The sequence below is a fragment of the Amycolatopsis sp. NPDC041971 genome, from assembly GCF_055588925.1.
On the sequence record NZ_JBVJCE010000008.1, the window covers coordinates 28,119 to 54,395 of the forward strand.

At 69.2% G+C, this 26,277-nt stretch carries 21 protein-coding genes; 12 read left to right on the forward strand and 9 right to left on the reverse strand.

Annotated features, from left to right (window positions below):
• Positions 1–123: 123 nt before the first annotated feature.
• From ACZ6DT_RS17705 to ACZ6DT_RS17715, 3 genes are all read right to left on the reverse strand, one after another.
• Positions 124–855, reverse strand: a complete 732-nt coding sequence (locus tag ACZ6DT_RS17705; RefSeq protein WP_465595787.1) for a dienelactone hydrolase family protein — start codon at positions 853–855, stop codon at positions 124–126.
• 167 nt (positions 856–1,022) lie between these two features.
• Entirely contained in the window at positions 1,023–2,231 is a 1,209-nt protein-coding gene (locus tag ACZ6DT_RS17710) for an amidohydrolase family protein (protein WP_465595790.1), read from the reverse strand.
• A gap of 60 nt (positions 2,232–2,291) precedes the next feature.
• On the reverse strand, positions 2,292–6,761 hold the full coding sequence (locus tag ACZ6DT_RS17715; protein ID WP_465595793.1) for a DUF6531 domain-containing protein: 4,470 nt from the start codon (positions 6,759–6,761) through the stop codon (positions 2,292–2,294).
• A gap of 211 nt (positions 6,762–6,972) precedes the next feature.
• Between ACZ6DT_RS17715 and ACZ6DT_RS17720 the strand changes: the two genes are divergently transcribed.
• The 3 genes from ACZ6DT_RS17720 to ACZ6DT_RS17730 all read left to right on the forward strand — a co-directional run bounded on the left by ACZ6DT_RS17720 (position 6,973) and on the right by ACZ6DT_RS17730 (position 9,800).
• On the forward strand, positions 6,973–8,496 hold the full coding sequence (locus ACZ6DT_RS17720; RefSeq protein WP_465595796.1) for a nucleobase:cation symporter-2 family protein: 1,524 nt from the start codon (positions 6,973–6,975) through the stop codon (positions 8,494–8,496).
• A gap of 353 nt (positions 8,497–8,849) precedes the next feature.
• Complete coding sequence (locus ACZ6DT_RS17725) at positions 8,850–9,053, forward strand: cold-shock protein (RefSeq protein ID WP_005149851.1); 204 nt, start codon at positions 8,850–8,852, stop codon at positions 9,051–9,053.
• Positions 9,054–9,155: 102 nt separating this feature from the next.
• A complete protein-coding gene (locus ACZ6DT_RS17730) occupies positions 9,156–9,800 on the forward strand; it encodes a GNAT family N-acetyltransferase (protein WP_465595799.1) in 645 nt (214 codons plus the stop codon).
• Here the strand turns inward: ACZ6DT_RS17730 and ACZ6DT_RS17735 are convergent.
• Positions 9,790–10,437 carry a response regulator gene (locus tag ACZ6DT_RS17735; protein ID WP_465595802.1) on the reverse strand — a complete coding sequence of 216 codons (648 nt, stop codon included), beginning with the start codon at positions 10,435–10,437 and terminating at the stop codon, positions 9,790–9,792. The genes ACZ6DT_RS17730 and ACZ6DT_RS17735 overlap by 11 nt on opposite strands.
• Positions 10,434–11,636: a sensor histidine kinase gene (locus ACZ6DT_RS17740; protein WP_465595805.1), complete on the reverse strand. Its 1,203-nt coding sequence runs from the start codon at positions 11,634–11,636 to the stop codon at positions 10,434–10,436. The genes ACZ6DT_RS17735 and ACZ6DT_RS17740 overlap by 4 nt, the downstream gene beginning before the upstream one ends.
• Positions 11,637–11,775: 139 nt before the next feature.
• Here ACZ6DT_RS17740 and ACZ6DT_RS17745 point away from each other — a divergent pair, with 139 nt between their 5' ends.
• Together ACZ6DT_RS17745 and ACZ6DT_RS17750 are read left to right on the forward strand one after the other, a co-directional pair.
• Positions 11,776–12,864, forward strand: coding sequence for an alpha/beta hydrolase family protein (locus tag ACZ6DT_RS17745; protein ID WP_465595808.1), 1,089 nt, complete (start codon positions 11,776–11,778; stop codon positions 12,862–12,864).
• Positions 12,865–13,065: 201 nt separating this feature from the next.
• Positions 13,066–14,052, forward strand: coding sequence for an MCE family protein (locus ACZ6DT_RS17750; protein ID WP_465595811.1), 987 nt, complete (start codon positions 13,066–13,068; stop codon positions 14,050–14,052).
• 134 nt (positions 14,053–14,186) lie between these two features.
• Here ACZ6DT_RS17750 and ACZ6DT_RS17755 read toward each other — a convergent pair whose 3' ends face one another.
• Together ACZ6DT_RS17755 and ACZ6DT_RS17760 are read right to left on the reverse strand one after the other, a co-directional pair.
• Positions 14,187–14,609 (reverse strand): hypothetical protein, encoded by a 423-nt coding sequence (locus tag ACZ6DT_RS17755; RefSeq protein WP_465596559.1) that lies wholly within the window; start codon positions 14,607–14,609, stop codon positions 14,187–14,189.
• Entirely contained in the window at positions 14,602–14,967 is a 366-nt protein-coding gene (locus ACZ6DT_RS17760; protein ID WP_465595814.1) for a hypothetical protein, read from the reverse strand. The genes ACZ6DT_RS17755 and ACZ6DT_RS17760 overlap by 8 nt, the downstream gene beginning before the upstream one ends.
• A gap of 427 nt (positions 14,968–15,394) precedes the next feature.
• Between ACZ6DT_RS17760 and lanKC the strand changes: the two genes are divergently transcribed.
• The 4 genes from lanKC to ACZ6DT_RS17780 all read left to right on the forward strand — a co-directional run bounded on the left by lanKC (position 15,395) and on the right by ACZ6DT_RS17780 (position 21,769).
• Positions 15,395–17,938, forward strand: a complete 2,544-nt coding sequence (lanKC, locus tag ACZ6DT_RS17765) for a class III lanthionine synthetase LanKC (protein ID WP_465595817.1) — start codon at positions 15,395–15,397, stop codon at positions 17,936–17,938.
• Between the two features lie 41 nt (positions 17,939–17,979).
• Positions 17,980–18,123 carry a SapB/AmfS family lanthipeptide gene (locus ACZ6DT_RS17770; RefSeq protein WP_091598068.1) on the forward strand — a complete coding sequence of 48 codons (144 nt, stop codon included), beginning with the start codon at positions 17,980–17,982 and terminating at the stop codon, positions 18,121–18,123.
• 150 nt (positions 18,124–18,273) lie between these two features.
• On the forward strand, positions 18,274–19,950 hold the full coding sequence (locus ACZ6DT_RS17775; RefSeq protein ID WP_465595820.1) for an ABC transporter ATP-binding protein: 1,677 nt from the start codon (positions 18,274–18,276) through the stop codon (positions 19,948–19,950).
• An 82-nt stretch (positions 19,951–20,032) separates the two neighbouring features.
• On the forward strand, positions 20,033–21,769 hold the full coding sequence (locus ACZ6DT_RS17780) for an ABC transporter ATP-binding protein (RefSeq protein WP_465595823.1): 1,737 nt from the start codon (positions 20,033–20,035) through the stop codon (positions 21,767–21,769).
• On the opposite strand, the gene ACZ6DT_RS17785 is transcribed toward ACZ6DT_RS17780, so the two are convergent.
• Together ACZ6DT_RS17785 and ACZ6DT_RS17790 are read right to left on the reverse strand one after the other, a co-directional pair.
• A complete protein-coding gene (locus ACZ6DT_RS17785) occupies positions 21,725–22,144 on the reverse strand; it encodes an acyl-CoA thioesterase (protein WP_465595826.1) in 420 nt (139 codons plus the stop codon). The two genes, ACZ6DT_RS17780 and ACZ6DT_RS17785, sit on opposite strands and share 45 nt — an antisense overlap.
• On the reverse strand, positions 22,138–23,424 hold the full coding sequence (locus tag ACZ6DT_RS17790) for a hydroxyacid-oxoacid transhydrogenase (protein ID WP_465595829.1): 1,287 nt from the start codon (positions 23,422–23,424) through the stop codon (positions 22,138–22,140). The genes ACZ6DT_RS17785 and ACZ6DT_RS17790 overlap by 7 nt, the downstream gene beginning before the upstream one ends.
• Positions 23,425–23,541: 117 nt before the next feature.
• Between ACZ6DT_RS17790 and ACZ6DT_RS17795 the strand changes: the two genes are divergently transcribed.
• The 3 genes from ACZ6DT_RS17795 to ACZ6DT_RS17805 all read left to right on the forward strand — a co-directional run bounded on the left by ACZ6DT_RS17795 (position 23,542) and on the right by ACZ6DT_RS17805 (position 26,115).
• Positions 23,542–25,203, forward strand: coding sequence for a thiamine pyrophosphate-dependent enzyme (locus ACZ6DT_RS17795; protein ID WP_465596562.1), 1,662 nt, complete (start codon positions 23,542–23,544; stop codon positions 25,201–25,203).
• 278 nt (positions 25,204–25,481) lie between these two features.
• A complete protein-coding gene (locus ACZ6DT_RS17800) occupies positions 25,482–25,652 on the forward strand; it encodes a hypothetical protein (RefSeq protein WP_465595832.1) in 171 nt (56 codons plus the stop codon).
• 259 nt (positions 25,653–25,911) lie between these two features.
• Positions 25,912–26,115, forward strand: coding sequence for a cold-shock protein (locus ACZ6DT_RS17805; protein WP_465595835.1), 204 nt, complete (start codon positions 25,912–25,914; stop codon positions 26,113–26,115).
• Positions 26,116–26,277 lie beyond the last annotated feature (162 nt).

Here is a 26,277-nt window from a genome sequence, read left to right on the forward strand (position 1 = left end):
CTGGAACCTCCCCTCTTTGTTGGTGTGTGCTCCTCTTTCTTGTCCCCCCCCCCCCCACCACCCCCCCGCCTCCCCCCCCCCCCCCCCCCTCCCCCCCCCCCCCCCCCCCCCCCCGGTCGCGCCCTACTTCAGGTGCCGGGCGAAGAACCGGCCCGCGGCCTCCGCCTCGTACCGGGGGATGCCGGTGTGCCCGCCCATGTTGGCGTGCAATGTCTTCTCCTCGGCGCCGAAGGCGTCGAACAGGCCCAGGGCGTGCTGCCGGTCGTTGCCTTCGTCATCCCACTGCAACATGACGTGCAGTGGGATGGTCACCTGCCGCGCCTCTTCCAGCATGCTGCGCGGCACGTAACTTCCGGCGAACAGGACGGCGGCCGAGATCCGCGGTTCGACGACCGCCAGCCTGGTGCCGATGGCGATCACCCCGCCCGAGTAGCCGACCGGGCCGCCGATTTCGGGCAGCGTGAGAAGGGCGTCCAGGGCGGCCCGCCATTCCGGGACCGCCTGGTCGACCAGTGGGAGGACGAGGCGGTCGACGATGTCGTCGGTGACCGGCTCGCCGGCTTTCAGCGCCCGCTGCAGGTCGGTGCGAGCCTCGTCGACGGTGGCGAGAGGAGGCCGGTCACCGGCTCCGGGGAGCTCGATGGTGGCCGCGGCGTAACCCTCTGCCGCGCAGCCCCGCGCCCGGCCCACGAGCCGCGGGTACAGCTTGCGGAGCCCGCCGGGGTGACCGTTCAGGATCAAGGGAACCGGGGTGGACACCGGCTCGGGCGTCCACAGGACACCGGGGATCTCGCCGAGGACGAATTCGCGTTCGAGGACGCCGTCGGCGAGGCGTTTTTCGGAAGTGAAGCGCATGGTCGTGCCTTTCGGGAGTGCCCGAAAACGGCGCTCCCGGACGACCTATCGCCCGACCGTGACCCCGGAGGAGAGCGCCCCTGTCGAAATGTTCACGGGTACCACCTCCTCGTTCTCTCGCACGGCCTCCGGCAAGCTAGCAGCGGCCGCCGTCGTCCGCCAAGGCGTTAACCGAGCACCGAAAGCCCGTCCGCCACGACGACACCGTCGTGCAGGACCGTGCGGTCCTTGCCGCGGTCCATCACCGCGCTCGTCGGGGTCTCGCCGTCCACCAGCACCAAGTCCGCGCGGTCGCCGACGGCCACACCGGGGCGGTCGGCGATCCCCGCGAGCCGCGGGACGTCGTGGCTCATGATCGACGCGCCGCCCATCGTGGCGACGGCCAACGCCAGTTCGATCAGGTCGTCGCGGCGGAAGCCGTTGGTGAAGGCCAGTTGCCAAGTGCGGTCGAGCAGGTCGCAGTTGCCGTATGGGCTCCAGTAGTCCCGCTGGCCGTCCTCGCCGAGGCCGACGCGCACGCCTGAGGTCGTGAGGTCCGCGAGGGACAGGCGGCCGTCGACGGACGGCGCGACGGTCGCCATCGCGATGTCCAGTTCCGCGAAGGTGTCGATCAGGCGGCGGCTCACCGACTCCGAAATCGAGCCCAGTTCGTACGCGTGCGACAGGGTCACCTTGCCGCGCATGTCCAGCGCGCGGACCCGTTCGATCACCAGGTCGGTCGAGAAAACGCCGAGGTGGCCCGGTTCGTGCAGGTGGATGTCCACCTCGACGCCGTACTTCTCGGCGAGCCCGAACACGACGTCCAGATGTCCCTTGGGGTCCTTGTCCAGTGAGCACGGGTCGATCCCGCCGACGACCGTGGCACCCGAACGCAGCGAGGCCTCCAGCACGTCCGCGGTGCCGGGTTCGCGCAGGATCCCGGCCTGCGGGAACGCCATGATCTCGACGTCCGCGTGCTTGGCGAAGCGCTCCTTCGCGGCGAGTACGGCGTCGAGCTTCTCGAGCCGGCAGTCGACGTCCACCTGCGCGTACGTGCGCACGCGGGTGGTGCCGTTGGCGATCATCCGTTCCAGCGTCCCGGCGACGCGTTCGGGTAGCGGGACCTCGGCGTCGCGCCAGTTCTCACGGTCGTTCAGCATCATCGCCCACACGCCCGGCGCGCCCGTATGCGGCCGGAACGGCAGGCCGATCCGGGTCGAGTCCAGGTGGACGTGCACGTCGCTGAACGACGGGAACAGCAGCCGCCCGCGCCCTTCGACCGTGTCGGGTGCCGTCGTGGCGGCGGGATCGTGCGGCCGTACCGCGGTGATCCGGTCATCGGCCACTTCGACGTCGCTGTGCTGCCCACCCCACGGGCGGACGTCACGGATCAACACGGAGGACACCTTTCTCGACAGACTCCTTTGGTATACCAAGGTGGCGGAACTGGAGCAACGTCACTGGGTGTGCCGGTACGGACGGGTGTGGCCGGTTTCCGCGTTGTGCTTGGTGATGTGGTCGATGCCCATCTTCTCGAGCCTCGGGTATTCGGTCACCTTGAACACGTTGTCCTCGCGGCGGTGCGGGTAGATGTCGTGTCCCTTGCCCGGCCAGCTCGGAAAGACCACGTGCGTGTCCTTGTTGGAGTTCTTCGCGAAGGTGTCGGAGACGTAGTCCCATTTGTCCTGGACGAGCGGCTTCCTCGGATCGTGGGGATCGTTGATCCACCCGGGCATCTTGACGTTGTTGTCCTTGAGGGTCCCTTCGAGGGTGTTGCCGCCGTTCTGCTTCGCGATCTTGGTGGCCTTCTCCTCGACCGAACCGAGGTACTCGTCGTCTTCCCCGCGCTTGCGTTTCTTGTGGCCGCCGGACCAGAAGAAGTGCTTGTCGGCCTTCAGGATCTCGTCGAGTTTCGGCTTGAACCTGTCGAATTCCTCCTTCGTCATCTTGTCGACGTCGATGGGAGGTTTCCTCGGGCTCCTGCGCGGCGGCGGTGGCGGCCCACTGGGGCCGACCGGCCGGGGCCGCTGCTGCCGGCCCGGTCCGGTCTTGCCGCAGGAACCGGCCAGGCCGAGCGGGTCGCCGACGAGCAGTGGCTGTTCGACATAGCCGACGGGGTTCGCCGCGGCGGCGAGCCCGAGCGGGTCCTGGCTGAGGTAACGCGAGGTCCGCGGATCGTAGTACCGGAAAACGTTGTAGTGCAGCCCGGTTTCCTCGTCGCGGTGCTGGCCGGGGAACGCCAGCGGCATCGCCGCGGTGTCCGCGTCGGGCAACGGCACACCCCAGAAACTGCTGCGGTCCCGCCAGACCAGCGCGCCGTGCTCGTCGAGCAACTCGGTCGGTGTACCCGCGGGCGACGTGATCACGGCACGGAACACGGCGTCTTCGAGGGCGCCGGTGCGTTCGACCTGGACGACGGGGCGGTCGTCGTCATAGCGCTCCCAGGTGAAGAGCCGATAGGACTCGTCGGCGGGGTCGTGCTCCATCCGCTCGACGAGGTTCATCCCGCTCCACAGGAACCGGACGTCGAAGGTGAGTTCGGCTTCCCCTTCCGGACCGAGTAGCCAGCGGCGTTTGGCGAATCGCCGCCCGAGTGGGTCGTAGTGATAGGTCCAGAACGCGCCGTCGGGGGTGCGCGCGGAGCGCAGCCGATCGAGGTGGTCCCATTCGTAGCCGCAGGACCGATCGGCGGTGACCCTGCCCCGCTCGTCACCGCTGTAGTGGGTCTCGCCGACGGCGAGGTTGCCCGCCGCGTCGTGGGTGAACCGTTCGACGCCGGCGGGTCCGCGCGCCTCGCTGACCCGCCCCGCGGTGTCGAAGGAGAGTTGCCAGGGCCGGATCGCGTCGTCGACGGCGGCGAGCCTGCCGTCCGGGCGATAGCGGTACGTGCGCCGCCCGACGCCCGCGATGTCCTCTTCGGCGAGCCGGTCTTCCGCGTCGAATCGCCGCCGGAGCACCACGGTGCCGTCGACGCTGCGCGTGACCTCCCGTCCGGCGGCGTCGTAGGCGAAGGCGACCTCATGTCCGGCGATCCGCAGGGAACTCGGCAATCCCGCTTCGGTGAAGCGCCACTCACTGTCCACACCGGACGATGTGCGGCGGACGAGCTTGTCGCCGTCGTGGCGCAGGCACACGCCGAGCCCGTTGATCGTGTCGACGACGACCTGATCGCCGTCGTCGTGGACGAGTTCGACCCGCGACTCGGCGTTCTCGGCGACGGTCATCCTGCCGAGCGCGTCGTATTCGTACCGCGTGACGTCGTCAGGGGTACGCCGGGCCACGATGTTGCCCTGGAGGTCGTATTCGTACTCGGTCGCGTCACCCGTGCCGTTGGTCATGCGAAGCAGCCGGCCCGCCGCGTCGTAGGCGTAGCCGATCCGGCGGCCGTCGTAGTCGACCTCCTCGACGAGCCTGCCCGCGGCGTCGCGGACGTACCGCCAGGTGCGGCCGTTCGGGTTGGTCACCGAGGTGAGCCGCAGCTCGCCGTCGTAGGTGTACAGCGTGCGCGCGCCCGCGGCGTCGGTCTCTTCCATGACGAGACCGAACGGGCCGTACTTGCGGCGCCGCGCGGCACCCGCCGCGTCACGGTGCTCGACGACGTGGCCTTCCGCGTCGTGCACCCACGTCTCGCGACCGCCGTGCGGGCCGAGCCGCCAGGCACGGCGGCCGTCGGCCGTCCAGCCGAGCCTCGCTTCGCCGCCGGAAGCCGTGTACGCGAGGCGCGGGCGGCCGAACAGGTCGCGGTCGCCGGGGCGATCCGTCACGGGTTCGTCGTCGAGCGGATTCGGCGCGTCCGGGATGTTCACCGGCAGCCCGGTGCCGATCAGGGTGGTGGCCGGATCGAATTCGGGGACCACCCGCTGGACTTCGCCCGCCGACAGCCGGACCTCGCCGTCGGCGGCGGGCGTCAGCCGCACGGTGGACCCCGCGGGGCGGTGGACGGCCACGAGTTCGCCGTCGTCGCCGTACTCGTAGCCGGTCTCGCGGCCGAGTTCGTCCACTTGGGACAGAAGCTCGTCGCGCCGGTTCCAGGTGTAGCGCCGGGAATTGCCCAACGGGTCGACGCGTTCGATCAGCTGCTGGGCGGCATTGAGGCGATATGTCCACGTGTGGCCGAGAGCGTCGGTGTGCCGGGTCGTGCCGGGTTCGTAGACGAACGCCGCGTTGTAGTAACCGTTCGCCCCCACGGCACGGACGCAGCGGCCGGCGTCGTCATAGACGTAGCGGTACCAAGTGCCCGTGCGGTCGCGCCAGCCGACGAGGCGGTGGCCGAAGTCGTAGTCGAGTGCCATGGGGCGACCGGCGTAGTCGGTGACAGTGCTCAGCTGGCCGAGCCGGTTGTACGAGAAACTCACCAGCGGCGGCTGCCCAGGAGCCCCGAGCGCGACGATCCGCCCCTGCGCCGTGCTGATCGCGAGCTCGACCCCGTCGTCACGGCGGATGCTCGCGGGCGTGCCATCGGCCGCGTAACCGAACTCCGTGCGGCTTCCGTTCTGTTCGATGGCCCTGAGCGGCAGGACGCCGCGGTCGCCTGCGAAGAGCAACTCGCGATCGCCGATCGACAGCCGGTAGCCGTCCGGAGCGCGGCGCAGCCGGTGGCGTGGGCCTTGCCGCGGCAAAACGGGCCCGTGGGCCGGGACGGGGTAATCCAGCACCATCCCGTCTTCGGAGTGGAACCGGATCCGGTCGCCCGCGAAGACCAGTCGTTGGTCCATTGTGGACGTCCAAGATGGACCGAACCATCGGCCGGCGCCGTAGGACGAAAGATGCGTGCGGGAGAGCTCGAGATCCGCCGCGTCCCCGGGCAGCGTCACGTCGACCTGGGTCATGACGACCTCGCCGGTCGCGACGTCGACGGGATCACCGCAGTAGTTCTTGGAATCCGACGACGTCGACCGGTCGCCGTTGCCGTCCTTCTCGGTGGAGTCGTCGCTGCCACCCCGGTCGCGGGTGCCGCCGTTGCCGGTGCCGCTGGTGTTCGTCTGGTCGTTGTCGTTCTTGGTGTTGTTGCTCTTGTCGTTGGGGCTGTTGTCGCCGACCGTGTCGCGTCCGCCGCCACCGTTGCCGTCGGCACTGGAACTGGTGGTGCTCTCGTCGTCCTTGTCCTTCTTCGGGTCGATCCCGCGGTCGTTCCCGCCCTTGGTCTTGGGCGGCGGCGGGGCGTCCACCTTGCCGGATGAGAGCTTGCGCAGGGCTTTGGCGGCGTCGTCGAAGAGCGTGTCGGCCTTTTTGAGCAGCGGCATCAGGCCCTTGAGCGCCTTGACGAGTTTGGTGGTGAGGTCGGCGATCTTCGAGGCGGTCTTGGCGACCGCGGTCACCACCTGCGGCACCACCCAGGTCAGGCCGATGCCGAGGGTGAACAGGACCTGCAGCGCCCAGCTGATGAGGTGGCCGACGAGTTCGGCGATGATGTCGCGGACGAGGGTGCGGACGGCGGCGACGACCTCGCCCGCGGTCTTGACACCGCTTGAGGCTCCTTCGCAGCCCTTCTGTGCGGCGGTGAGCACGGTGACCGTGTCCTGGGACCGTTCCCGGTAACGGTCGGCGGCATCGCCCGCCCACGTCCGCAGGTCGGCCTTCACCAGGTCGGACAGATCCGTGCCGATGGCGCCGAGTTCCTTGGCGATGTTGGACCAGGTTTCGGCCTGTGCCTTGATCTGATCCGCGTCGCCGGTCAGGGCGTCGAGCGCGTCGGAGAGCGGGCCGACGTGTTCCAGCAGCCAGCCGACGCCCGCGGCGAGGATCGAACCGAACGGATCCATGGCCATCGACAGCGCGTCGAGAGCCGTCCCGACGGCGCCCATCGCGACCGCGGCCCAGTCGCCCTTCTCGATGCCCTCTTTGAGATCGATCGCCGATTCCAGCAATGGGACACCGGAATGGCCCTTGGTGGAGTCCTGACGCTCAGCGACCAGCGGATTCGCCATTTTGCCGTCTTCCTGCTTCGGGATCCTCACCGACTGGGCAGGTGATTTCTACCATCGCCGCTTTCCGATGCCCCTGCGCGGAAAGGATCTTTGTCCGCGCGCCGGGAGGACGACCCGTACGGGCAGGGTCTTGCGAGTTCTGCGATGTGGAAGTTAACCTCCGCACATTGAAATTGCCCCGCATCGCTCGCTTCGACCGAGAGGCGGATCCATGGTGAAGAGGTCGCAGGCCGAACCGGCCGCCGGCGGCAGGCCCGAGGACGAACGGCTCGGGATCGGCAAGAGTTTCACTTACGGCGTCCAGCACGTGCTGACGATGTACGGCGGGATCATCGCGCCACCCCTGATCATCGGCGGCGCCGCGGGCGTTTCGACGGCCGAGATCGGGCTGCTCGTCGCGTCGTGCCTGTTCATCGGTGGCTTGGCGACGATCCTGCAATCGTTCGGCGTGCCCTTCTTCGGCTCCCGGCTGCCGCTGGTCCAGGGCACTTCCTTCGCCGGAGTGGCGACGATGACCGCGATCGTGGCCGACGGCGGGCTGCCGGCCGTGTTCGGCTCCGTGATCGCGTCCGCGCTGCTCGGCCTGCTCATCACGCCGGTGTTCTCCCGGCTGGTGAGGTACTTCCCGCCGGTCGTCACCGGGACGGTGATCACCGTGATCGGGCTCAGCCTGATGCCGGTCGCGGCCCAATGGGCGATGGGCAACGACACCAAGGCGCCGGAGTTCGGCTCGGTCTCCAACATCGGGCTGGCCGCCATGACGCTGGCGATCGTGCTGCTGCTCAGCAAGGTCGCCGTCCCTGCCATCTCCCGGCTCTCGATCCTCCTCTCGATCGTGGTGGGCACCGTGCTGGCCGCCGTGCTGGGCAAGGCCGACTTCTCCCAAGTTTGGGACGGCCCGATCTTCGCGGTACCGACCCCGTTCGGTTTCGGCGCGCCCACCTTCGACGTCGCCGCGATCGTGTCGATGTTCATCGTCGTGCTCGTGACCCTCACGGAGACCACGGCCGACATGCTCGCGGTCGGGGAGATCGTCGGCACGCGGGTCGGTAAACGCCGCATCGGCGACGGGCTGCGCGCCGACATGGCGTCCTCGGCGATCGCGCCGGTCTTCAACGGGTTCATGCAGAGCGCGTTCGCCCAGAACGTCGGCCTCGTCGCGATCACCGGGGTCAGGAGCCGGTTCGTGGTGACCGCGGGCGGCGTGATCCTGCTGGTCCTCGGCATGCTCCCGGTACTCGGCAGGGTGGTCGCCGCGATCCCGTACCCGGTGCTCGGCGGAGCCGGTCTCGTGCTGTTCGGCACCGTCGCGGCGTCCGGGATCAGAACACTGTCCAAAGTGGACTACAACGGCAACATGAACCTGGTGATCGTCGCGGCTTCCGTCGGACTGGGCATGGTCCCGATCGCGGCACCGGAGTTCTACCACCATTTCCCGGCGTGGGTCGGCACGATCTTCCACTCGGGGATCAGCTCCGCCGCGCTCATGGCCGTCGTGCTGAACCTGCTGTTCAACCATTTGAAGCCGGGCAAGGCGGGCCGCGATCCGTCGGTGTTCGCGACGGCGACCAGGGTGATCGACTATTCCGACCTCAAAGCCTTCTCGCGGCTCAAGGACGGCGACAGGATCGTCGACGGCAAGATCGTGGACGCCGACGGCGAACCGGTGCCGGTGCGGGACGCGGACGGGAAGCCAGTGCCCTACCGGATCGGCTCCGAACCGGAAGGGCACTGACGCACCGACCACCTGAACCGTAGCCTCACGAGTCCCACTGGTCACACCGGCCAGGGGAGCGGACGCGCCTGGGCGGTGGTGGAGTGTGTCGGAAATCACCACCCGGTGGCCATCTTCGGCTTGGTCTCGATCAGAGCCGGCCTTTCGGCCTCGACCAGGCCTGTCGCGGGCGCCGAGGACGTCGAAACCGGCGATCCGACCCGCCACCCGACCCGCCAAGGGTGGCACTGACCAGGGGATCTGTAAAAATTTGGGATGGCGAGGTGTGCGACGCGGCAAGATCTGCGACAATGGACGGCGAGATCGGGGCATCGAATGGGCTCAGACTCGCTATGAAGAGCAGGTAGAAAAGTATGGCTCAGGGCAGCGTTAAGTGGTTCAACGGCGAAAAGGGCTTCGGCTTCATCGCTCAGGACGACGGCGGACCGGACGTTTTCGTGCACTACTCGGAGATCCAGGGCAGCGGTTTCAAGTCCCTGGACGAAGGGCAGCGCGTCGAGTTCGAGATCGGCCAAGGTCAGAAGGGCCCGCAGGCCCAGCGCGTCGTCGCCATCTGACTTTGTTCACGCCGAAGGCCTCCATCCGTACCGGGTGGGGGCCTTCGGTCGTTTCGGGTACCGATATCGTCGAAGCATGCTTGTGATCGATCGTGAGCAGCCTTGCGGCCGGACGCGGTGAGCCGCTCCGCCCTGGAGCCCGAGCAGGTCGGGCGGAAGGTGCGGTTGCGCGAGGTCGGTCTCCGCGACCGCCGGGTCCTGATGGGTTTCGACCGTGACATGGCCCGCGAGGCGACGCCGTTGATCGGCGGCGGGCACCGGCACTGGGCCTCGCATCGTTCGGGGTCCTCGGGCGACGACATCCACTTCGGCATCGAGACGGTACGCGGCCGGATGCTGGTCGGGTCGGTCTGCACCATCGGCGCCGACCCGGTGACCGGCCGGTTCGGCTACGGCATCGGGATCGCCCCTCGGCACCAGCGCTGCGGCTACGCCACGGACGCCATCACCGTCCTCCTGGCGCATATGTTCGGCCGGCGCGGCTTCCGCAAATGCGAGGTCACCGTGTACGGCGGCAACCTGGCGTCGCTTTCGTTGCACGGCGGGCTCGGCTTCCGCGAGGAAGGCAGGCTGCGCGACACCGAGGTGGTGCGCGGCGAGATCAAGTACCTGGTGCGGATGGGCATCACGGCCGAGGAGTTCGCCGCCCGCCCTTCGGACGACCTGCGTGAGCTCGGCAGGCACGGCCAGCACCGGCGGCCCCGTCGCGGCAAGCACTGGCGCGCCCCCGCCGCGGTCAGCGGCTGATCATCCCGGACTCGTAGGCGAAGACGACGGCTTGGACGCGGTCGCGGAGACCGAGTTTCGTGAGGATCCGGCCGACGTGCGTCTTCACCGTCCCCGGCGAGAGGTACAGCAGTTCGGCGATCTCGGCGTTGGACAGGCCGCGCGCCAGCTGCTGAAGCACCTCGTGTTCGCGCGCGGTGAGCAGTGCGAGCCTGCCGTCCGGTGACGACGTGGGCAGGCCGGTGACGACGCGGTCGAGCAGCCGCCGGGTGACGGTGGGCGCGAGGGTGGACTCGCCGGCGGCGACCACGCGGACGCCGGAGAGCAGATCCGGCGCCAGCGAGTCCTTGAGCAGGAAGCCGCTCGCGCCCGCCTGGAGCGCGGCGTAGACGTATTCGTCCAGGTCGAAGGTGGTCAGCACCAGGACGCGGGTGCGACAGGCCGCGGCGATCGCGGCGGTGGCTTCGACGCCGTCCATTTCAGGCATCCGGATGTCCATGAGCACGACGTCGGGATCGAGTTCCGCCACCAGCGCGACGGCCTCCGCGCCGTCACCCGCTTCGCCGACGACGTCGATGTCGTCCGCGTTGTCCAGGATCATCCGCAGGCCGGTGCGCACGAGTGCCTGGTCGTCGGCGATGACCACGCGGATCGTCATGACGGCAGGGACGCGCGGAGGGCGAAGCCGCGATCCGGCCGCGGTCCCGCGTCGAAGGTGCCGCCCAGTACGTTCACTCGCTCCCGCATCCCTTCGAGGCCGTGCCCGGTGCCGGACGGCGCTTCCGCCGCGGTGCCGTCGTCGGTCACCTCGATCTCCAGCGTCCCGGGTTCGTACCGCATCACGATAGTCACCGACGCGTCCGGACCGGCGTGTTTCAGCACGTTCGTCAGCGACTCCTGCACGATCCGGTAAGCCGCCAGGTCCACTGTGGACGAAAGTGGCCGCGGTTCCCCTTCGACGCGGAACTCGACCGGCGTGCCCGCGGACCGGATGTCGGCGGCCAGCCGCGGCAGGCGTTCCGCACCGGGCCGGGGTTCCCAGTCCGGCTCGTCCTGGCCGAGCGCGCCGAGAAGCCGCCGGATCTCGCTCAACGCGGTCCGCCCGGTGTCGACGATGGCGGCCAGCGCCTCCCGCGAGCGTTCGGGCCGCCGGTCCAGTTCCGCCTGGGCGCCCTGCGCCTGCAGGACCACCACGGAAAGCGCGTGCGCGACGACGTCGTGCAGTTCGCGGCTGATCCGGCCGCGTTCGGCGGCGACGGCCAGCGCGGCCTGGGTGTCGCGCTCGCGTTCGAGATCGGCGGCCCGCTGTTCCAGCACCGACAGCCGGATCCGGCGCTGCCGTGTGTTCAGCCCGGCGAGCCACGCCACTCCGAGCGACAGGCCGATACCCGGAAAACCGCCCCAGTCCTGTACCTGGTCGTCGTCGGCGTCGGTACCGACCGGAGCCAGCGGATCGATGATGATGATCCGCGGTGGCGTCGGGGCCGGTGTCCGCGTGTTCGATTCGGACGCATGGAAAGACCACGCTCCGGCGACGAGCAGTCCCGCCGCCAGCAGACCTAGCGAAAGCCGACGCGGTCCCCAGGCCGCGACGGAGAAGAGGCCGATCAACGCCACGACGTCGACGGGTTTGAGATCGTTGCCCATCGCCAGATGCAGGAGCGAGACCGTGCCTCCGGCCACGAAGGTGATCGTGGGATTCCGGTGTCGGACGAGCAAAGAAGCCAAGGCCACCAAGGAGGCCAGCCACCACTCGAAGCCCTCCGGGGCATCGGCCGTGACCACAGTGGACAGTCCGATGAGGAGGGTAAGGCCGCGGTCGACGGCTCTCGGGTGATCACTGAGTAAGGCCGGCACCAGTCGAGCGTAATCCTCGGCCGGGCGGCGCGAATCCCTCTGGCGGCAGACCTCGGGATGCGACCTGCGGCAGACGCGCGAACACGTCGCCGCGTCGCAGGCTGGGTGAAGGAAGATCCTCGACAGAAACGGAATCCTCATGAGAAGGCTTCTCGTCACCATGGTAGCCGTCGCCGGCCTGGCGACCATGGTGAGTCCGGCCGCGGCGGCCCCGAGACTGACGTTGCCGCCGCCGACCGGCTCGCATCCCCTCGGTTCCACCGACCTGCACCTCGTCGACACTTCGCGCAAGGACCCCTGGGTGCCGTCCGGGCCGCGCGAGCTGATGGTGTCGATGTTCTACCCGGCGCTGCTGCCGATCGGCCCGAAGCGGCCGTACCTCACCTTCGCCGAGGCCAAGGCGTTCCTGACCGAATCGGGCCTGCCCGACATCGACCCCACGCTGGTCTCCGGAATCCGGACCAGCGCCCGAATCGACGCTCCGCCCCGGCCCGGAAAGCGCGCGCTCGTCGTTCTGTCGCCGGGGTTCGCCAAACCGCGCACGACGCTCACCGGACTCGCGGAAGAGCTGGCGAGCGAGGGATTCGTCGTCGCGCTCGTCGGCCACAACCACGAGTCCCACGGCACCGCGTTTCCGGACGGCCGCGTCACCGAATGCGCCGCGTGCGGCTCCGACTCGAAACTGCTGCCGCCGATCCGCTCCGCGGACGTCTCGTTCGTCCTCGACACGCTGACCAGGCCTTCGTCACCCTGGTCACGGCTGATCGACCGGACCCGCATCGGCATGGCGGGCCATTCCATCGGCGGATACAGCACTCCTTCCGCGATGATCGCCGATCAGCGGATCCGTGCGGGCGCCGACCTGGACGGCAGGCTGTGGTCGCCGATCCCCGCGTCCGGGATCGACCGGCCGTTCCTGCTGCTCGGCCGTGAGAGCGAGTACACCCCGGCGGGTCCGGACACCACCTGGGCGGACAGCTGGCCGAACCTCGCCGGCTGGAAGCGCTGGATCAGCGTCGCGGCCGCGGGGCACGCGTCCTTCACCGACGTCGGCGTGCTCGGTGAGCAGCTCGGCCTGAGCCAACCCGGTCTGCTCGGCGGTGCGCGCGGCATGGAACTGACCAGGGCGTACGTCTCAGCGTTCTTCGACGAGAACCTGCGCGGCGGGCATCAGCCGTTGCTCGACGGGCCGGTGCCGGGCAACCCCGAGGTCAAGTTCTGGAACTAGGCACGGGAGACGCCGGTGAGGTTCTCGGAAAGCTCCCAGAGCCGCGCGGCCTCACCGGCGTCGATCGCGGCGAACGAGCTCTGGCGTCAGTCGTATGTCCACAGTGGACAAACGTTGCCACCCGATCGGTGCAACGTTTCGCCTGGCGACGGGCAGGAGTGGCCCCTAAGCTTTGCCGCTCGTGACCTGCGAGGTGAGACGATGAGGTCCTTCGGCGCGTTGGATCCGGTCAAGACGGCGCTCGCCGGTCTCACCACGATGGCCCTCGGGATGGCCGCGGCGCTGAACGCCGACGCACTGCCGGTGATCGGCGGCGGCACCACCTATTCCGCCGAATTCTCCGACGCGGGCGGGCTGCGCGTGGACAACGACGTCCGGATCGCCGGCGTGAAGGTCGGCAAAGTGTCGGAGATCGATCTCGAAGGCGATCGCGTGCTCGTCTCCTTCCGGGTGAAGGACGCCTGGGTCGGTGACGCCACGAGCGCCTCCATCCAGATCAAGAACGTCCTGGGACAGAAATATCTGGCGCTCGATCCGCGTGGCGAAGCGATCCTCGATCCCGGCGATCCGATCCCGCTGCGGCGGACCACCGCGCCGTACGACGTTCTTGAAGCGTTTCGGGATCTGTCGAAAACCGTCGATGCCATCGACGTCGATCAACTCGCGAAAAGCTTCGACACGATTTCGGCGACCTTCGCCGATACACCGGCCGACGTCCGCGCGGCGCTCGAAGGGATCTCGAAGCTCTCCGGCACCATCGCCTCCCGCGACCGGCAACTCCGGACGCTGGTGGCGAACACGCGCCAGGTCTCAGAGACTCTGGTCGACCGCGATGCCGAGGTCCAGCGGCTGATCCAGGACGGCAACGCGCTGCTGCGAGCCATCTCCACCCGGCAGCGGGCGATCAAGGATCTGCTCGACGGCTCGAAACGGCTCGCGACCGCGCTCGACGGCATCATCGCCGACAACGACGGGCAACTCGGCCCGGTGCTCGAACAACTCGACCGGTTGACGTCGATGCTGCAGCGCAACCAGGAGTCGCTGGCCAAGGGGATCGCCGCGTTCGCGCCGGCGATCCGGGTGCTGACCAACGTCGCGGGCAACGGACGCTGGATCGACGGCTACCTGTGCGGGCTCGTCCTGCCCACGTTCGGCCCGCTCAACGAAAAGGGCTGTTTCGACAAGTGAGTGGCAAGGACGGTGCTGAGCCAACGGTGTCTCAGGATGTACTTCCGCGTGACTGGGAGGACGACACGCGTGATCCGACGGACGGCGAGGGTGTCGTCCCGTCCGGTCACGCGTGATCGCCGAATCGGGACAGGTCAGGGCTTCGTCCGCCGCAACCAGAACAAGCCGATCACCGGCAGCACCAGCGGGATGAAGAGGTAACCCTGTCCGTACACCGACCACACGGTGGCGTGCGGGAAGGCCTCGCGGTCGAAGAGGCTGAACGTGCCGACGGTCAGCACGCCGAGCAGTTCGACGCCGCAGGCGACCAGCGCGATCCGCCACCAGCCCGCGCCGCGGCGGGCCAGCGCCACGGTGGCCAGCAGGTAGACGACGGCCGCGAACGCGGAGAGCGCGTACGCCAGCGGGGCCTCGTGGAATTTGGTGCTGATCTGCACGGCGGCACGCGACGTGGCCGCCAGCGCGAAGATCGCGTACACGGCGACCAGGATCCGTCCCGGGCCGGAGGCCTTGTCCGTTGCGGTGTCCACCGTCCGCTCCTCGGTTTCTTCAGGCACTGGCACCCGCCCACACCTCGTGCAGCCGCAGCACCATCACCGGAATGGCGAGGCAGGCGATGCCGAGGATCGCGGTGCTCGACCGGGTGCGCTCGGCCAGCGCCCAGAAGGTCCCGAGCGGCAGCACGACCAGGCAGCCGATCAGGTAGGCGAGGTAGGTGGCCATGCTGCCGGGGCGGCCGCCGCCGATCAGCAGCACGACGCCGATCACGAGCTGCGCCACCAGGAGGAGTTCGACGACGGCGAGGCCGGCGAGCAGTGCGTTGTCCGGGAGCTTCTTGCGTGCGGACTGCACGAAACTCCATACCGCGACCAACGTCGCGCAGATCGCGACGGTCACCGCGAAGCCTGTGATCACGCCCGCCTCCTTACCTGCTCCACCGGCGACAACGTACCTCCGGACGGATCTCCGCCGACGGGCGACCGGTGGTGCGCGTGGCGGGCGCCACGGCCCCCCGATAGTGGTCCAGACCTCGGGTGAATAGATCACGAAGCGCGATCGGTCGGCGTTCGGTCGATCAGGCCGCCCGTTATCGGGTTATGTGCTTCGACCAGGGATTACCACGCGGATCCGTTCCTGTTACACACCGACCGGGTGGTTGAAATACGAGTTGATCTCACCCTGGGTACCCCTACCATTCGGTAGGTTTCGAATTCACGTCCCTGAACAGCCCATCCGAACCCCCGATATGGCGGATTGGCCGTTCGGTATCCGGCGGGTGGAATATTCTCCATCGCGATGGTGCACATGGCCCATCCGATTGGTGCCAAGGAGGGGGCGCTCGATGGACGTCCGATACGAAGCGTATTGCTTCGCCGATCCTCTGTTCTTCGATGAGCAGCGGGAAAACGGGGACGCCGCCGACGATTTCGCCGCCCTGCTGCCCGCTCCCGAGACGGGCTGGCGCACCGGAGTGCGTGGAGTATGGCGGTTGTTGCACCCTGTTGCTCGAAACCTTCCCTCGCAGGGCTGGAAAATCCACGTATCAGCAGGTCTGGGCAACGCGGAGCGTGTGCTCGCGAAGGTGCATGACCATTGTGTCGAGCACGAGGTGTCCTACAAGCATCTGCGTTCGCGGGGCACCTTGCTGGCAAGGAATTCGAAATACGCTCCGCGTGACGGAAGCGGAAAGTTGCTGACTCTTTATCCGGCTGACAACAACGAGCTCGAGCGCGTTCTCGCCGAGTTGTCCGCGAAGCTCGACGGAGAACCCGGGGCATACATTCTCAGTGATCTTCGGTATGGTGCCGGACCGCTCTACGTCCGCTACGGCGGATTCGCCGAGCAATGGGTCGAACTCGACGGCAAGCGGGTCCTCGCGGTGCGCAAACCGGACGGCACGCTGGTCCCGGACAAGCGCGAACCGACCTTCTCCGTACCTGACTGGGTGACGATTCCGGAGTTCCTCGCCCCTCATCTGGCGGCTCGCAAGAGCGGCGGCGCGGACCGGTTCCCCTACCAGGTGAAAAGCTCGATGCACTTCTCCAACGGCGGCGGCGTGTACCTCGCGGACCGGAAGGCCGACGACGAACGGGTGGTCCTCAAGGAGGCCAGGCCGTTCGCCGGCCTGGACCGCGACGAGGTCGACGCCGTCGAACGCCTCCGCCGCGAGCACGAGGTGCTGGACCGGCTGAAGGGCATCGACGGCATCCCCGCCGCCTTCGACCGCTTCACCGTCTGGGAGCACCACTTCCTGGCGATGGAGTACATGCCGGGCGTCTCGCTCGGCAGCTGGCTCGCCCGCAACTACCCGCTCACCCGGCGCGACACCACCGAGGCCGACATCGCCGCGTACACCGAACGCGCGTTGGCGCTGGTCCGGCGGGTGGAGGCGATGGTCGAGGAGGTGCACGGTCGCGGCATCGTCTTCGGCGACCTGCACTCGCTGAACATCCTGGTCGACGGGGACGACGACTCGGTCTCGCTGATCGACTTCGAGATGGCGTCCGACGTCGAAACCGGCGTTCGGCCCGCCCTCGGCGCGCCCGGTTTCCGCGCCCCGCGGGACCGGAACGGGTTCGAGGTCGACGAGTACGCGCTCGCCGTCCTGAAGCTGTGGATCTTCTTGCCGCTCACGACGCTCCTCGAGCTCGCCCCGGGGAAGCTGCGCGGGCTCGCGGACTTCGTCCAGCGGCGCTTCGACGTCCCGGAGGGCTACGCCGACTCGATCGTCGCCGAGCTCGCGCCCCGGAACGCCCCGCCGCTGACGAGCGCGACCGAGCTCGACCAGGACAAGCCGGACTGGGCGCTGGTCCGCAAGCAGGTCGTCGAGGCGATCCTCGCCAGCGCGACCCCCGAGCGCACCGACCGGCTCTTCCCCGGCGACATCGAACAGTTCCGCGTCGGCGGAGCGTGCTTCGGCTACGGCGCGGCCGGCGTACTCCACGCCCTGAAAACGGTCGGCGGCGAGCGTCATCACGAGCACGAACGCTGGCTGCTGGACTCGATCCGACGTGATCCGCCGGGACGGCCGGGGTTCTACGACGGCTCCTACGGAATCGCGTACGTCCTCGAAGAGTTCGGATACCGGGACGAGGCCACCAAGCTGCTGTCGGCGTCGGCGACGCTGGTCGAGCAGACCACCGACCACGGTCTGGAAGGCGGCTTGTCCGGGATCGGGCTGACCCAGCTGCACTTCGCGGTGTCCCGCAAGGACAACGAGTTCGGGAGGCAGGCGCTCGCCACCGCCGTCCGGCTCGCGGAGGCCCTGGAGGTCGCCGACCCGCCTGGCGACTTCGGCAGGGCCGGGCTGCTCAACGGCTGGTCCGGGTCGGCGCTGCTGTTCGTCCGGCTGTTCGAGCGCACCCGCGAACAGGGCTGGCTGTCCTTCGCCGACCAGGCGCTGGAGCGGGACATCGAGGAGTGCGTCGAGTCCGACGACGGCTCGCTGCAGGTCCGCGACGGCGAGACCCGGACGTTGCCCTACGCGGGTGTCGGCAGCGCCGGGATCCTCATGGTCGCCGAGGAACTCGCGAAGCACCGTCCCGACGCGAAGGCGTTGAAGAGCCTTCCCGGTCTGCGTGAAGCGTGCCGCGGCGAGTTCGTCATCCACCCCGGTCTGCTGTTCGGACGGGGCGGGCTGATGACCGCGCTGGCCATGGGCGCCGAACCGGACCAGCGCGTCCGCGACGCCATCGACCTGCATCTTTCCCGGCTGGCCTGGTACGCGGTGCCGTACAAGGGCGGCCTGGCGTTCCCCGGCAACCAGTTGCTGCGGCTGTCGATGGACGTCGTCACCGGTGGCGCGGGTGTTCTGCTCGCCCTCGCCGCCACCCTGGACGGGAAGGCCGCACTGCCTTTCCTGTCCTCCCGAACTGCCGGTCGCTGACGACCGGTGGAAGAGGAAAAACAACGAAAGGGAACATGATCATGGAACTGGTTCTCGACCTGCAGGCACTGGAAACCCCGGAGGTTCTCGAGGGCGGCGGCGGTGGCAGCCACGGCGGCGCGAGCAACCTCAGCCTGCTGGCGTCCTGCGCCAACAGCACGGTCAGCCTGCTGACCTGCCACTGATCACCGGCTGATCACTGAGGGCGCGGGAGCGGCACAGGCCAAGTGCGCCGCTCCCGCGCCTTCATTTTGCCTTCCGGTTCATCTCGTTGGGATCACGGATCAAGAAGTGGGACGTGAACCCCGCACCGCCGGCTGGACGAAAGGAGTGGGATGGCGGGTTCCGCCGATCGCCTGCTGGTCACCGTGACCCTGCTCGATCGTCCCCGCCTGATCGCGCTGATCGTCAGCGCGCTCGCCGGGACGGCGGCGGGACTGCTCCTGCCCGGCGCGCTGGCGGCCGCGGTCGACGCCGTCGTGGCGGGCCGTCCCAGCCTTCCCGAAGTCTCCTGGCTGATCGTCCTCGGTGTCACCGAGATCGCCGTCGGCCTCATCGGCGGGATCCTCACCGCGCGGATGACCTCGTCCGCGACGGCCTGGCTGCGCCGCGAGCTCACCGACGGCTATCTCGCGCTCGGCACCAGATCGACCTTCGCCGACGGCGACGCGATCAGCAGGCTCACCGGTGACTGCACCGGCGCGGGAATGGTCGCCTCGGTCGTCGTCCAGCTCGGGTCGACCACCCTGATCTCCGGCGGGGCCGTCGTCCTGCTCGCGCTGATGGACTGGCGGCTCGCGCTCGTCTTCCTCGGCAGCATCCCGTTCGGCCTGATGCTCGCGCGCACCCATCTGAAGAACACCGCCGACGACGTCCTCACCTATCAAGAGGTCTCCGGCGAACTGGCGGCGAGAATGGTCGACGCGGTCGCCGGGCTCCGCACGATCGCCGCGTCGGGCACCGCCGACCGCGAGGCCGAACGGGTGCTGCGGCCGCTGCCGAAACTGAGCCTCGCCGGGCGTGGGATGTGGCGCACCCAGGCCAAGATGGTGTGGCGTTCCGGTTTGCTGCTGCCCGCGGTGGAACTCGCGGTGCTCGCCGCCGCCGGTTTCGGGGTGCTGGAAGGCAGGCTGACCGTCGGACAGGTCCTCGCGGCGCTCGGCTATGTCGCGCTCGGCATGGGCCTGATCACCCAGATTCCTTTGCTCACCACACTTTCCCGCGCGCGATCGTGTGCGCGGCGGATCAACGAGGTGCTGGACTCGCCGGTCCCCGAACCGGGTGACCTCGGTGTCGTCGTCGAGCAGGGCACGCTCGAACTGCGCGGCGTCACGGTCGAAGGCGCGTTGCGGGACGTCGACCTGCTCGTCCAGGGCGGCCGGTTCACCGCGGTCGTCGGCCGGTCCGGCTCGGGGAAGTCCGTGCTGGTCAGCGTCCTCGGCGGGCTGCTGCCCCCGGACGAAGGGACGGCGACGCTCGACGGCCGCCCGCTGGAGCGGCTGCGGCCGCACGAACTCCGTGCCGTCGTCGGGTTCGCCTTCGAACGGCCCGCGTTGCTCGGTGCGACCATCGGCGACGCCGTCGGCTACGGCTCGTGGGCGGACGAGGCGGCCGTGCGCGCCGCCTGCCGGTCCGCCCAGGTCGACGACCTGATCGTCCGGCTGCCGGACGGATACCGGACGCCGCTTGCGGAGACGCCGCTTTCCGGTGGAGAGGCGCAGCGGATCGGGCTGGCGCGCGCGATCGCGCACGCGCCGAGGGTGCTCATCCTCGACGACGCCACGGCCAGCCTCGACACGGTCACCGAAGCCGACGTGGAAGAGGCGATCGAACGTACCCTGCCCGGCCGGACGCGGGTGGTGGTGACGCATCGCGCGGCCACCGCGTCGAGGGCGGACGCGGTGGTGTGGCTGGAAGACGGGCGGGTCCGCGCGGTCGGCACGCATGCCGAGCTGTGGCGGAATCCGGCCTATCAGGCGGTTTTCACCGGCATGGGGGCGGAGCAGAGGTGAACATCGAAGACCGGGCCGAGCACGACACGAACCGGCCGCGTCCTCGCGGTGCGGGTTCGCCGAGGGGCACCGAGGGCGCGCAATGAGCGTCTGGGGGCTCTACCGCTCGGCGCTGGTCGGGCAGTGGAAAGGCGGCCTGGTCCTGCTGGCGTGCTCCGTGCTGGAGAGCGCGCCCGCGTTCTTGTCCGGTCGCCTGGTCGAACTCGCGGTTGACGAGGGGTTTGCCGCGGATCGGCCAGGCACCGGACTGCGTTGGCTCGCGGTCTTCGGGCTGGTCGCCGTGATCGGCGCGTTCGGCTCACGGCTGGTGTGGCATCAGCTCGGCAAGGTCGTCGAGCCGTTGCGCGACGCGCTGGTGACCGCCGTCGTGCGCGGGGTCCTGCACGATCCCGCGCCGCCGCGGAACCAGCCGGACGCCAGCGGCGTCGCCCGCATCACGCAGCACGTCGAGGTGGTCCGCGACGCCACGGCCGGGCTTCTGGTGCAGGCACGCGGGATGATCGTGACGACGGTGGCGGCGCTGGCCGGGTTGTTCACCGTCGCCGGTTCGCTCGCGCTGATCGTTTCGATCCCGGTGGTGGTCGCGGTCGGAGTGTTCGCCTGCCTGCTCCCGTCGCTCGCCCGCCGTCAGCGCGCGCTCGCGCTGGCCGACGAGCGGACCGCCGAGGTCGCGGGCGCGTCGCTGTCCGGTATGCGTGACGTCGTCGCGTGCGGCGCGGAACCCCTCGCCGCCCTCGAGCTCTACGACGCCGTCGACACGCAGGCCGAGGCGGCCGTGCGGGTGGCGCGGTCCGGGGCGGCCAGGACCGTGGTGATCGCGACCGGCGGTTTCGTGCCGCTGCTCGTGGCGTTGCTGGTGGCGCCGGGCATGGTCAAGGACGGCACGCTCACCGCCGGGGCCGCGCTCGGCGCGCTCGTCTACCTGGCGACGACGATGCAACCGGCGCTGCGCGGGCTGGCCGCGACGGCGAGCACCGTGGTGCTGCGGCTGATCGTCGCGCTGCGGCGGCTGGCGGAGACCGCGCAGGCCGAACCGGAACCCGACGGTACGGCCGAACCCGACGGGACCGCGATCTCCGTGCGCGACCTGACCTTCAGCTGGGGAGCGGCGGCGCGACCGGTGGTGCGCGGCCTCGACCTGCATCTGCGGCCCGGGGAGCGGCTCGCGGTGGTGGGGCCGAGCGGGATCGGCAAGTCGACCTTGGCCGGTCTCCTGACCGGGATGCTCGAACCGCAGGCAGGCCGCGTGCTGCTCGGCGGGGTGCCGGTCCGGGAGATACCGGCGGCGCTACGGCACCGGATGGTCGCGTTGATCCCGCAGGAGGCGTACGTCTTCGCCGGGACCGTGCGGGACAACGTCGGCCTGTTCGCGCGGACCGCGATGGACGGCGAACTGGCCGCGGCGGTGGCGGCCGTCGGCGCGGAACCGCTGGTGACGAGGCTGGGCGGACTCGACGGCGAGATCGGGCACGGAATGCTGTCCGCCGGTGAGGCGCAGCTGATCGCGCTCGCGCGGGTGTACGCGAGTGACGCGGGCGTCGTCGTCCTCGACGAGGCGACATCACACCTCGACCCGCCCGCCGAAGCCCGCGCGGAACGGGCGTTCGCCGAGCGAGGCGGGGTGCTGGTGGTGATCGCGCACCGGTTGACGTCGGCGTTGCGCGCGGACCGGGTCCTGGTGATGGACGGGAAGGAGACCGCGCTGGGCACCCATCTCGAACTCATGGACCGGTCCACGCGCTACGCCCAGCTCATGCACGCGTGGTCGCCGCGGCTACCCGAGCCCAGTGCGCAGTTCTTCCAGCGCGCTCCTGAGTAGACCTTCGACGGGGACCGGGCGCCGGGACTCGCGATCGACGAAGACGTGCACGAAGCGTCCCTCCGCGATCACCGTCTCCTTCGAGTACATCCCGACCTCGTAGCGGACGCTGGACCGGCCGAGATGCCCGACCCGAAGGCCGACTTCGAGCTCTCCCGGGAACGACACCGAAGCGTGGTACTCGCACTGCGATTCCACGCACAGCCCGATGACCCCGCCGGTTTCGATGCCGAGACCGCCGCGCTCGATCAAGAAGGTGTTGATCACGGTGTCCATCACCGAATAGTGGACGACGTTGTTGACGTGCCCGTAGACGTCGTTGTCCTTCCACCGCAACGGAACCGTCTGCCAGTGCGGATACTCGCCGTTCACCACAGCGTCACCGACTTCCGCAGGATGACGGCGAGATCCGCTTCGGACGCCTCACGCGGCGCCGTCGCCAGCAGCCGTTGTTGTTTCACCGTGCCGGAAACCAGTGAGTCCACATCGGACTCGGTATAGCCGACGGCGCCGATCCCGTTGGGGATCCCGATCTCCCGCATGATCTGCCGCAACACCGCGGGCAGGTGGTCCCGCAGATCACCCGGCCATTCGTAGTCCGGCGCGAGCAGCCGCGCCACCCGCAGGTGCCGGTCCGGGGCGGCGTCGAAGGTGAACCGGAACGCGGCGGGCGCCGTCAGCGAAACGGCCATCCCGTGCGGCACCATCGCTTCGTCGCCGGGATACCCGGCCGGATGGAACTCCCGGACCTGCCCGGCGATCGGATACGCGTTGGCGTGCGGGATGTGCACGCCCGCGTTGCCGAAACCGAGGCCGGCGAACGTGGCCGCGAGCGCCATCGCTTCGCGTGCCTTCAGGTCGGAGCCGTCCCGCACGGCCGCGGGCAGCGCCCACGACAGCAGCCGCAGCGACTGCTCGGCGAACATGTCGGCCAGCGGATTCGAGCCACAGTAAGGAACCCGGTCCTCGGGGCGCTTCCGGTCGAACTCGGTGTACGGCTTGGCGGTGTAGCTTTCCGCGGCGTGGCAGAGGATGTCCATCCCGCTCGCGGCGGTGACCTCGGGCGGCTGCGAGACCGTCAGCCTCGGGTCGACCACGGCGAGACTCGGCCGCATCCGGAGATGGCTGATGCCGCTCTTCACCCGCAGTGACAACACGTCCAGTACGCAGACGGTGGTGCTCTCCGAACCGGTTCCGGTGGTGGTCGGCACCGCGACCAGCGGTTTCAGCGGTGAAGCCGGCGCGCGGCCGCCGCCGACCGGGGCGTTGACGTAGTCCATCAAGTCGCCGTCGTTGCTGGTCAACAGGTTCACCGCCTTCGCGGTGTCGATGGCGGACCCACCGCCGACGGCGACGAAAGCGTCCCACTCACCCTGCCCGCGGGCGAAGTCGACGGCCTCGCGCATGCTGACGTCGGTCGGCTCGACGTGTACGCCGTCGAAGACGACGGCTTCGATGCCATAGGTCTCGATGCCTTCGGCGATCCGTTGTGGCCAGCCCGTCGCGGCGACGCCCGCGTCGGTCAGGACGAGCACCCGGCGGGCGCCGTACTGGGTGAGGTCGTAGCCGATCTCATCGCTCGACCCGGCGCCGTACTTCAAGGCCGGTGCCCCGTAAGTGAAAACTGTTTCACGTCCGGCGGTGGCTGAGGTCACGTTTTCGTGCTCCCTTGCTCGAACACGTTCCGAATTTCGGACATTTTCCCGCTCCGGGGTTGCCGGAATCGGAAGATCGCTTGACGGCACCGATCACCGCCCGCCTAAGCTCTTCTCATTAGATACCAACCGGGAGCGTCCGTCGCCCAGACGGCCGTGGGGATCCTGACCGAGGCGCGGATCCACCGTGTGTACGCGGTGGTGGGTGAGTCCTTCCTGGATCTGCTCGACGCGCTGCAACGCGAGCGGTCGATCACCTTCGTTTCGGCGAGGCACGACTCCGGCGCGGCGTTCATGGCCGAGGCCGAAGGCAAGCTCACCGAACATCCGGCGGTGCTGCTCGCCGGCCGCGGCCCGAGCGCGGCGAACCTCGCGATCGGCGTCTCCACGGCGTACCAGGACGAGAGCCCGATGGTGGTCCTCCTGGAGAACCCGCCGTCGGAGCCCGGTCCGACGAGTGAGCTGCCCACCGCCGACCTGACCGCGATGCTCGAACCCATCGCCAAGTGGACCGGCCGCGCGGAATCCCCGGCCGAGGTCCCCGGCCTGCTGGTCGAGGCGCTGAACCGCTGCCGCGAAGGGCGGCCAGGACCCACCGTCGTCGCCGTCCCCGCCGACTTCTGGGGTGTCCCGTTCGATTCGGCCAAACCGGTCGCCTCCGTGCGCCCGCCCGCCACCGGCGCGCTCGGCCGGACCGCGGAAGCGGTCGCGCAGCTGGTCGACGAGGCCCGCTACCCGGTGGTGATCGTCGGCGGCCGGGCCCGCGCGGCGCGTGACGAGCTGATCGCCGTCGCCGACGAACTCGCGCTCCCGGTGTACAACGCGTTCCGCCGTCAGGACGCCTTCCCCGAGAACCACGCGCGCTACGCCGGCCACCTCGGCATCGGCATCCCCGCGCGGCAGCTCGACGCGCTGGAGCGCGCCGACCTCGTGCTCGCGCTGGGCACGCAGCTCGACGAGGTCACCACGCAGTCCTTTCGCTACCCGACGCCGTCACAGACGCTGGTGCTGGTCGGCACCGGGATCGAGCCCGCCCGCCGCGGCGGCCTGACCTTCCGCGTCGACTCCGAGGTCGAGCCGTTCCTGCGCGAACTGCGCAACGTCGCCTCGCCCCGGCAACGGCGCGCGTCGGCCGCGAACGCCGCCGTGCACACCTTCATGACGCCGCCCGACACCAGTGGCGCCACCCGCATCCACCCCGCCGACGTCATCCGCGCGGTGCGCAAACTCGCGCCCGAAGACGCGATCGTGACCAGCGACGCGGGCAACTTCGCCCAGTTCATGCACCGCTACTGGTGCTTCACCGCGCCGCGCAGCCAGCTCGGGCCGAGCAACGCCGCCATGGGCTACGCCGTTCCCGCGGCGGTCGCGGCGAAACTCGCCGAGCCGCGCCGGACGGTGATCGCGATGGTGGGCGACGGCGGCGCGCTGATGACCGGGCAGGAGATCGAGACCGCCGTCCGCTACCGGGTGCCGGTGACCGTCCTGGTGTTCCAGAACGGCCTGCACGGTCCGCTCGCGGTGCACCAGGCGCGCAAACACGGACGGCTCACGGGAGTCACCGTCCCCGTCACCGACTTCGCGTCCTGGGCACGCGGCCTCGGCGCCGCCGGGTACACCGTGGACGACCGTGAGGAACTGGAGCCGATCATCGCGAGCGCGCTGGTCCGGCAACGGCCGTGCGTCATCGACATCAGGACGGATCCGGACGTGGTGACCCCGGACGTCCGGCTGACGAGCCTGCTGGGCGCCGCGAGGCCACCGCAAGGCGGCCAGTAGAGCCGCCGCGCCGACTGCCGGGCCGGTACTTTTTTCTCAGGGGATACACAGAAACCCTTGCCTGGTGGCCTTCACCTGCTCCAAAGGGTGGGAAAGAGGTGACGACTCGGCAGAGTTTCGGCTGTGCCGTCACCGAAGACCGGCTTTTGTCGGTCGGTCGTGGCACAATCGCCGCAACACCGAGAGTCCGATATGGACCGGACAGATCACCGGTGAGGTTGTTGGCACGCAGTACTGAACGTCGTACTACGAGCGTTGTGTTGACACTGGGAGAAAACATGGCTGACGAAACGAAGCCACAGGACAAGTCCGTTTCCGGCGTGGTGCCGGTGCAGTTCAGCGCGGACGCGGAGACCCACGACATCGCCGTCGTGCCCACGAACCGGGAGGCGCTGCGCCGGTCACCGTTCGGTGCCGAGGTACCGCTGCGCGCGGCGAGCGGCGAATAGGGCGCTCGAGAACGGGGCGATGAGGAGCGGGGCCGCGGAGAATACAGTGCGGCCCAGCACACCCGGGTGAGGAACCTTGTCCGCCTGCGTGCGGTGTGCTTTACTGATTCAGGTCTCGTTTTTGTGTTCGTGTTGGTTCACGCTCGCAGAACTCAGCGGGCGTAGTGTCTCCTCGTGTTTCCGGGGAAGCAAACCGTCTGGTCATGACCCGGGCTGCCGACGTGGCTTCCTGTTTGTTTGTGTTGCATATGGAGATTTTATGACTCAGGGCACTGTGAAGTGGTTCAACTCCGAGAAGGGGTTCGGCTTCATCACTCCCGACAACGGCGGCGGCGACGTCTTCGTGCATTACAGCGAGATCAAGGGCAACGGCTTCCGTAGCCTCGAGGAGAACGCCCGCGTGGAGTTCGAGATCGGGCAGGGCGCGAAGGGTCCGCAGGCCACCTCGGTCACCGTGATCTGATCCAAGTCTTTCAAGCAGGGCCGTCTTCCCTCGGGGAGTCGGCCCTGCTGCTTTTCCGGGCCGGCCCGGGGGGGGGGGGGGGGGGGGGGGGGGGGGGGGGGGGGGGGGGGGAGAAGGGGGGGGGGGGGGGGGGTGGGCCCCCCCCCCCCCCCCGCGCCAGAC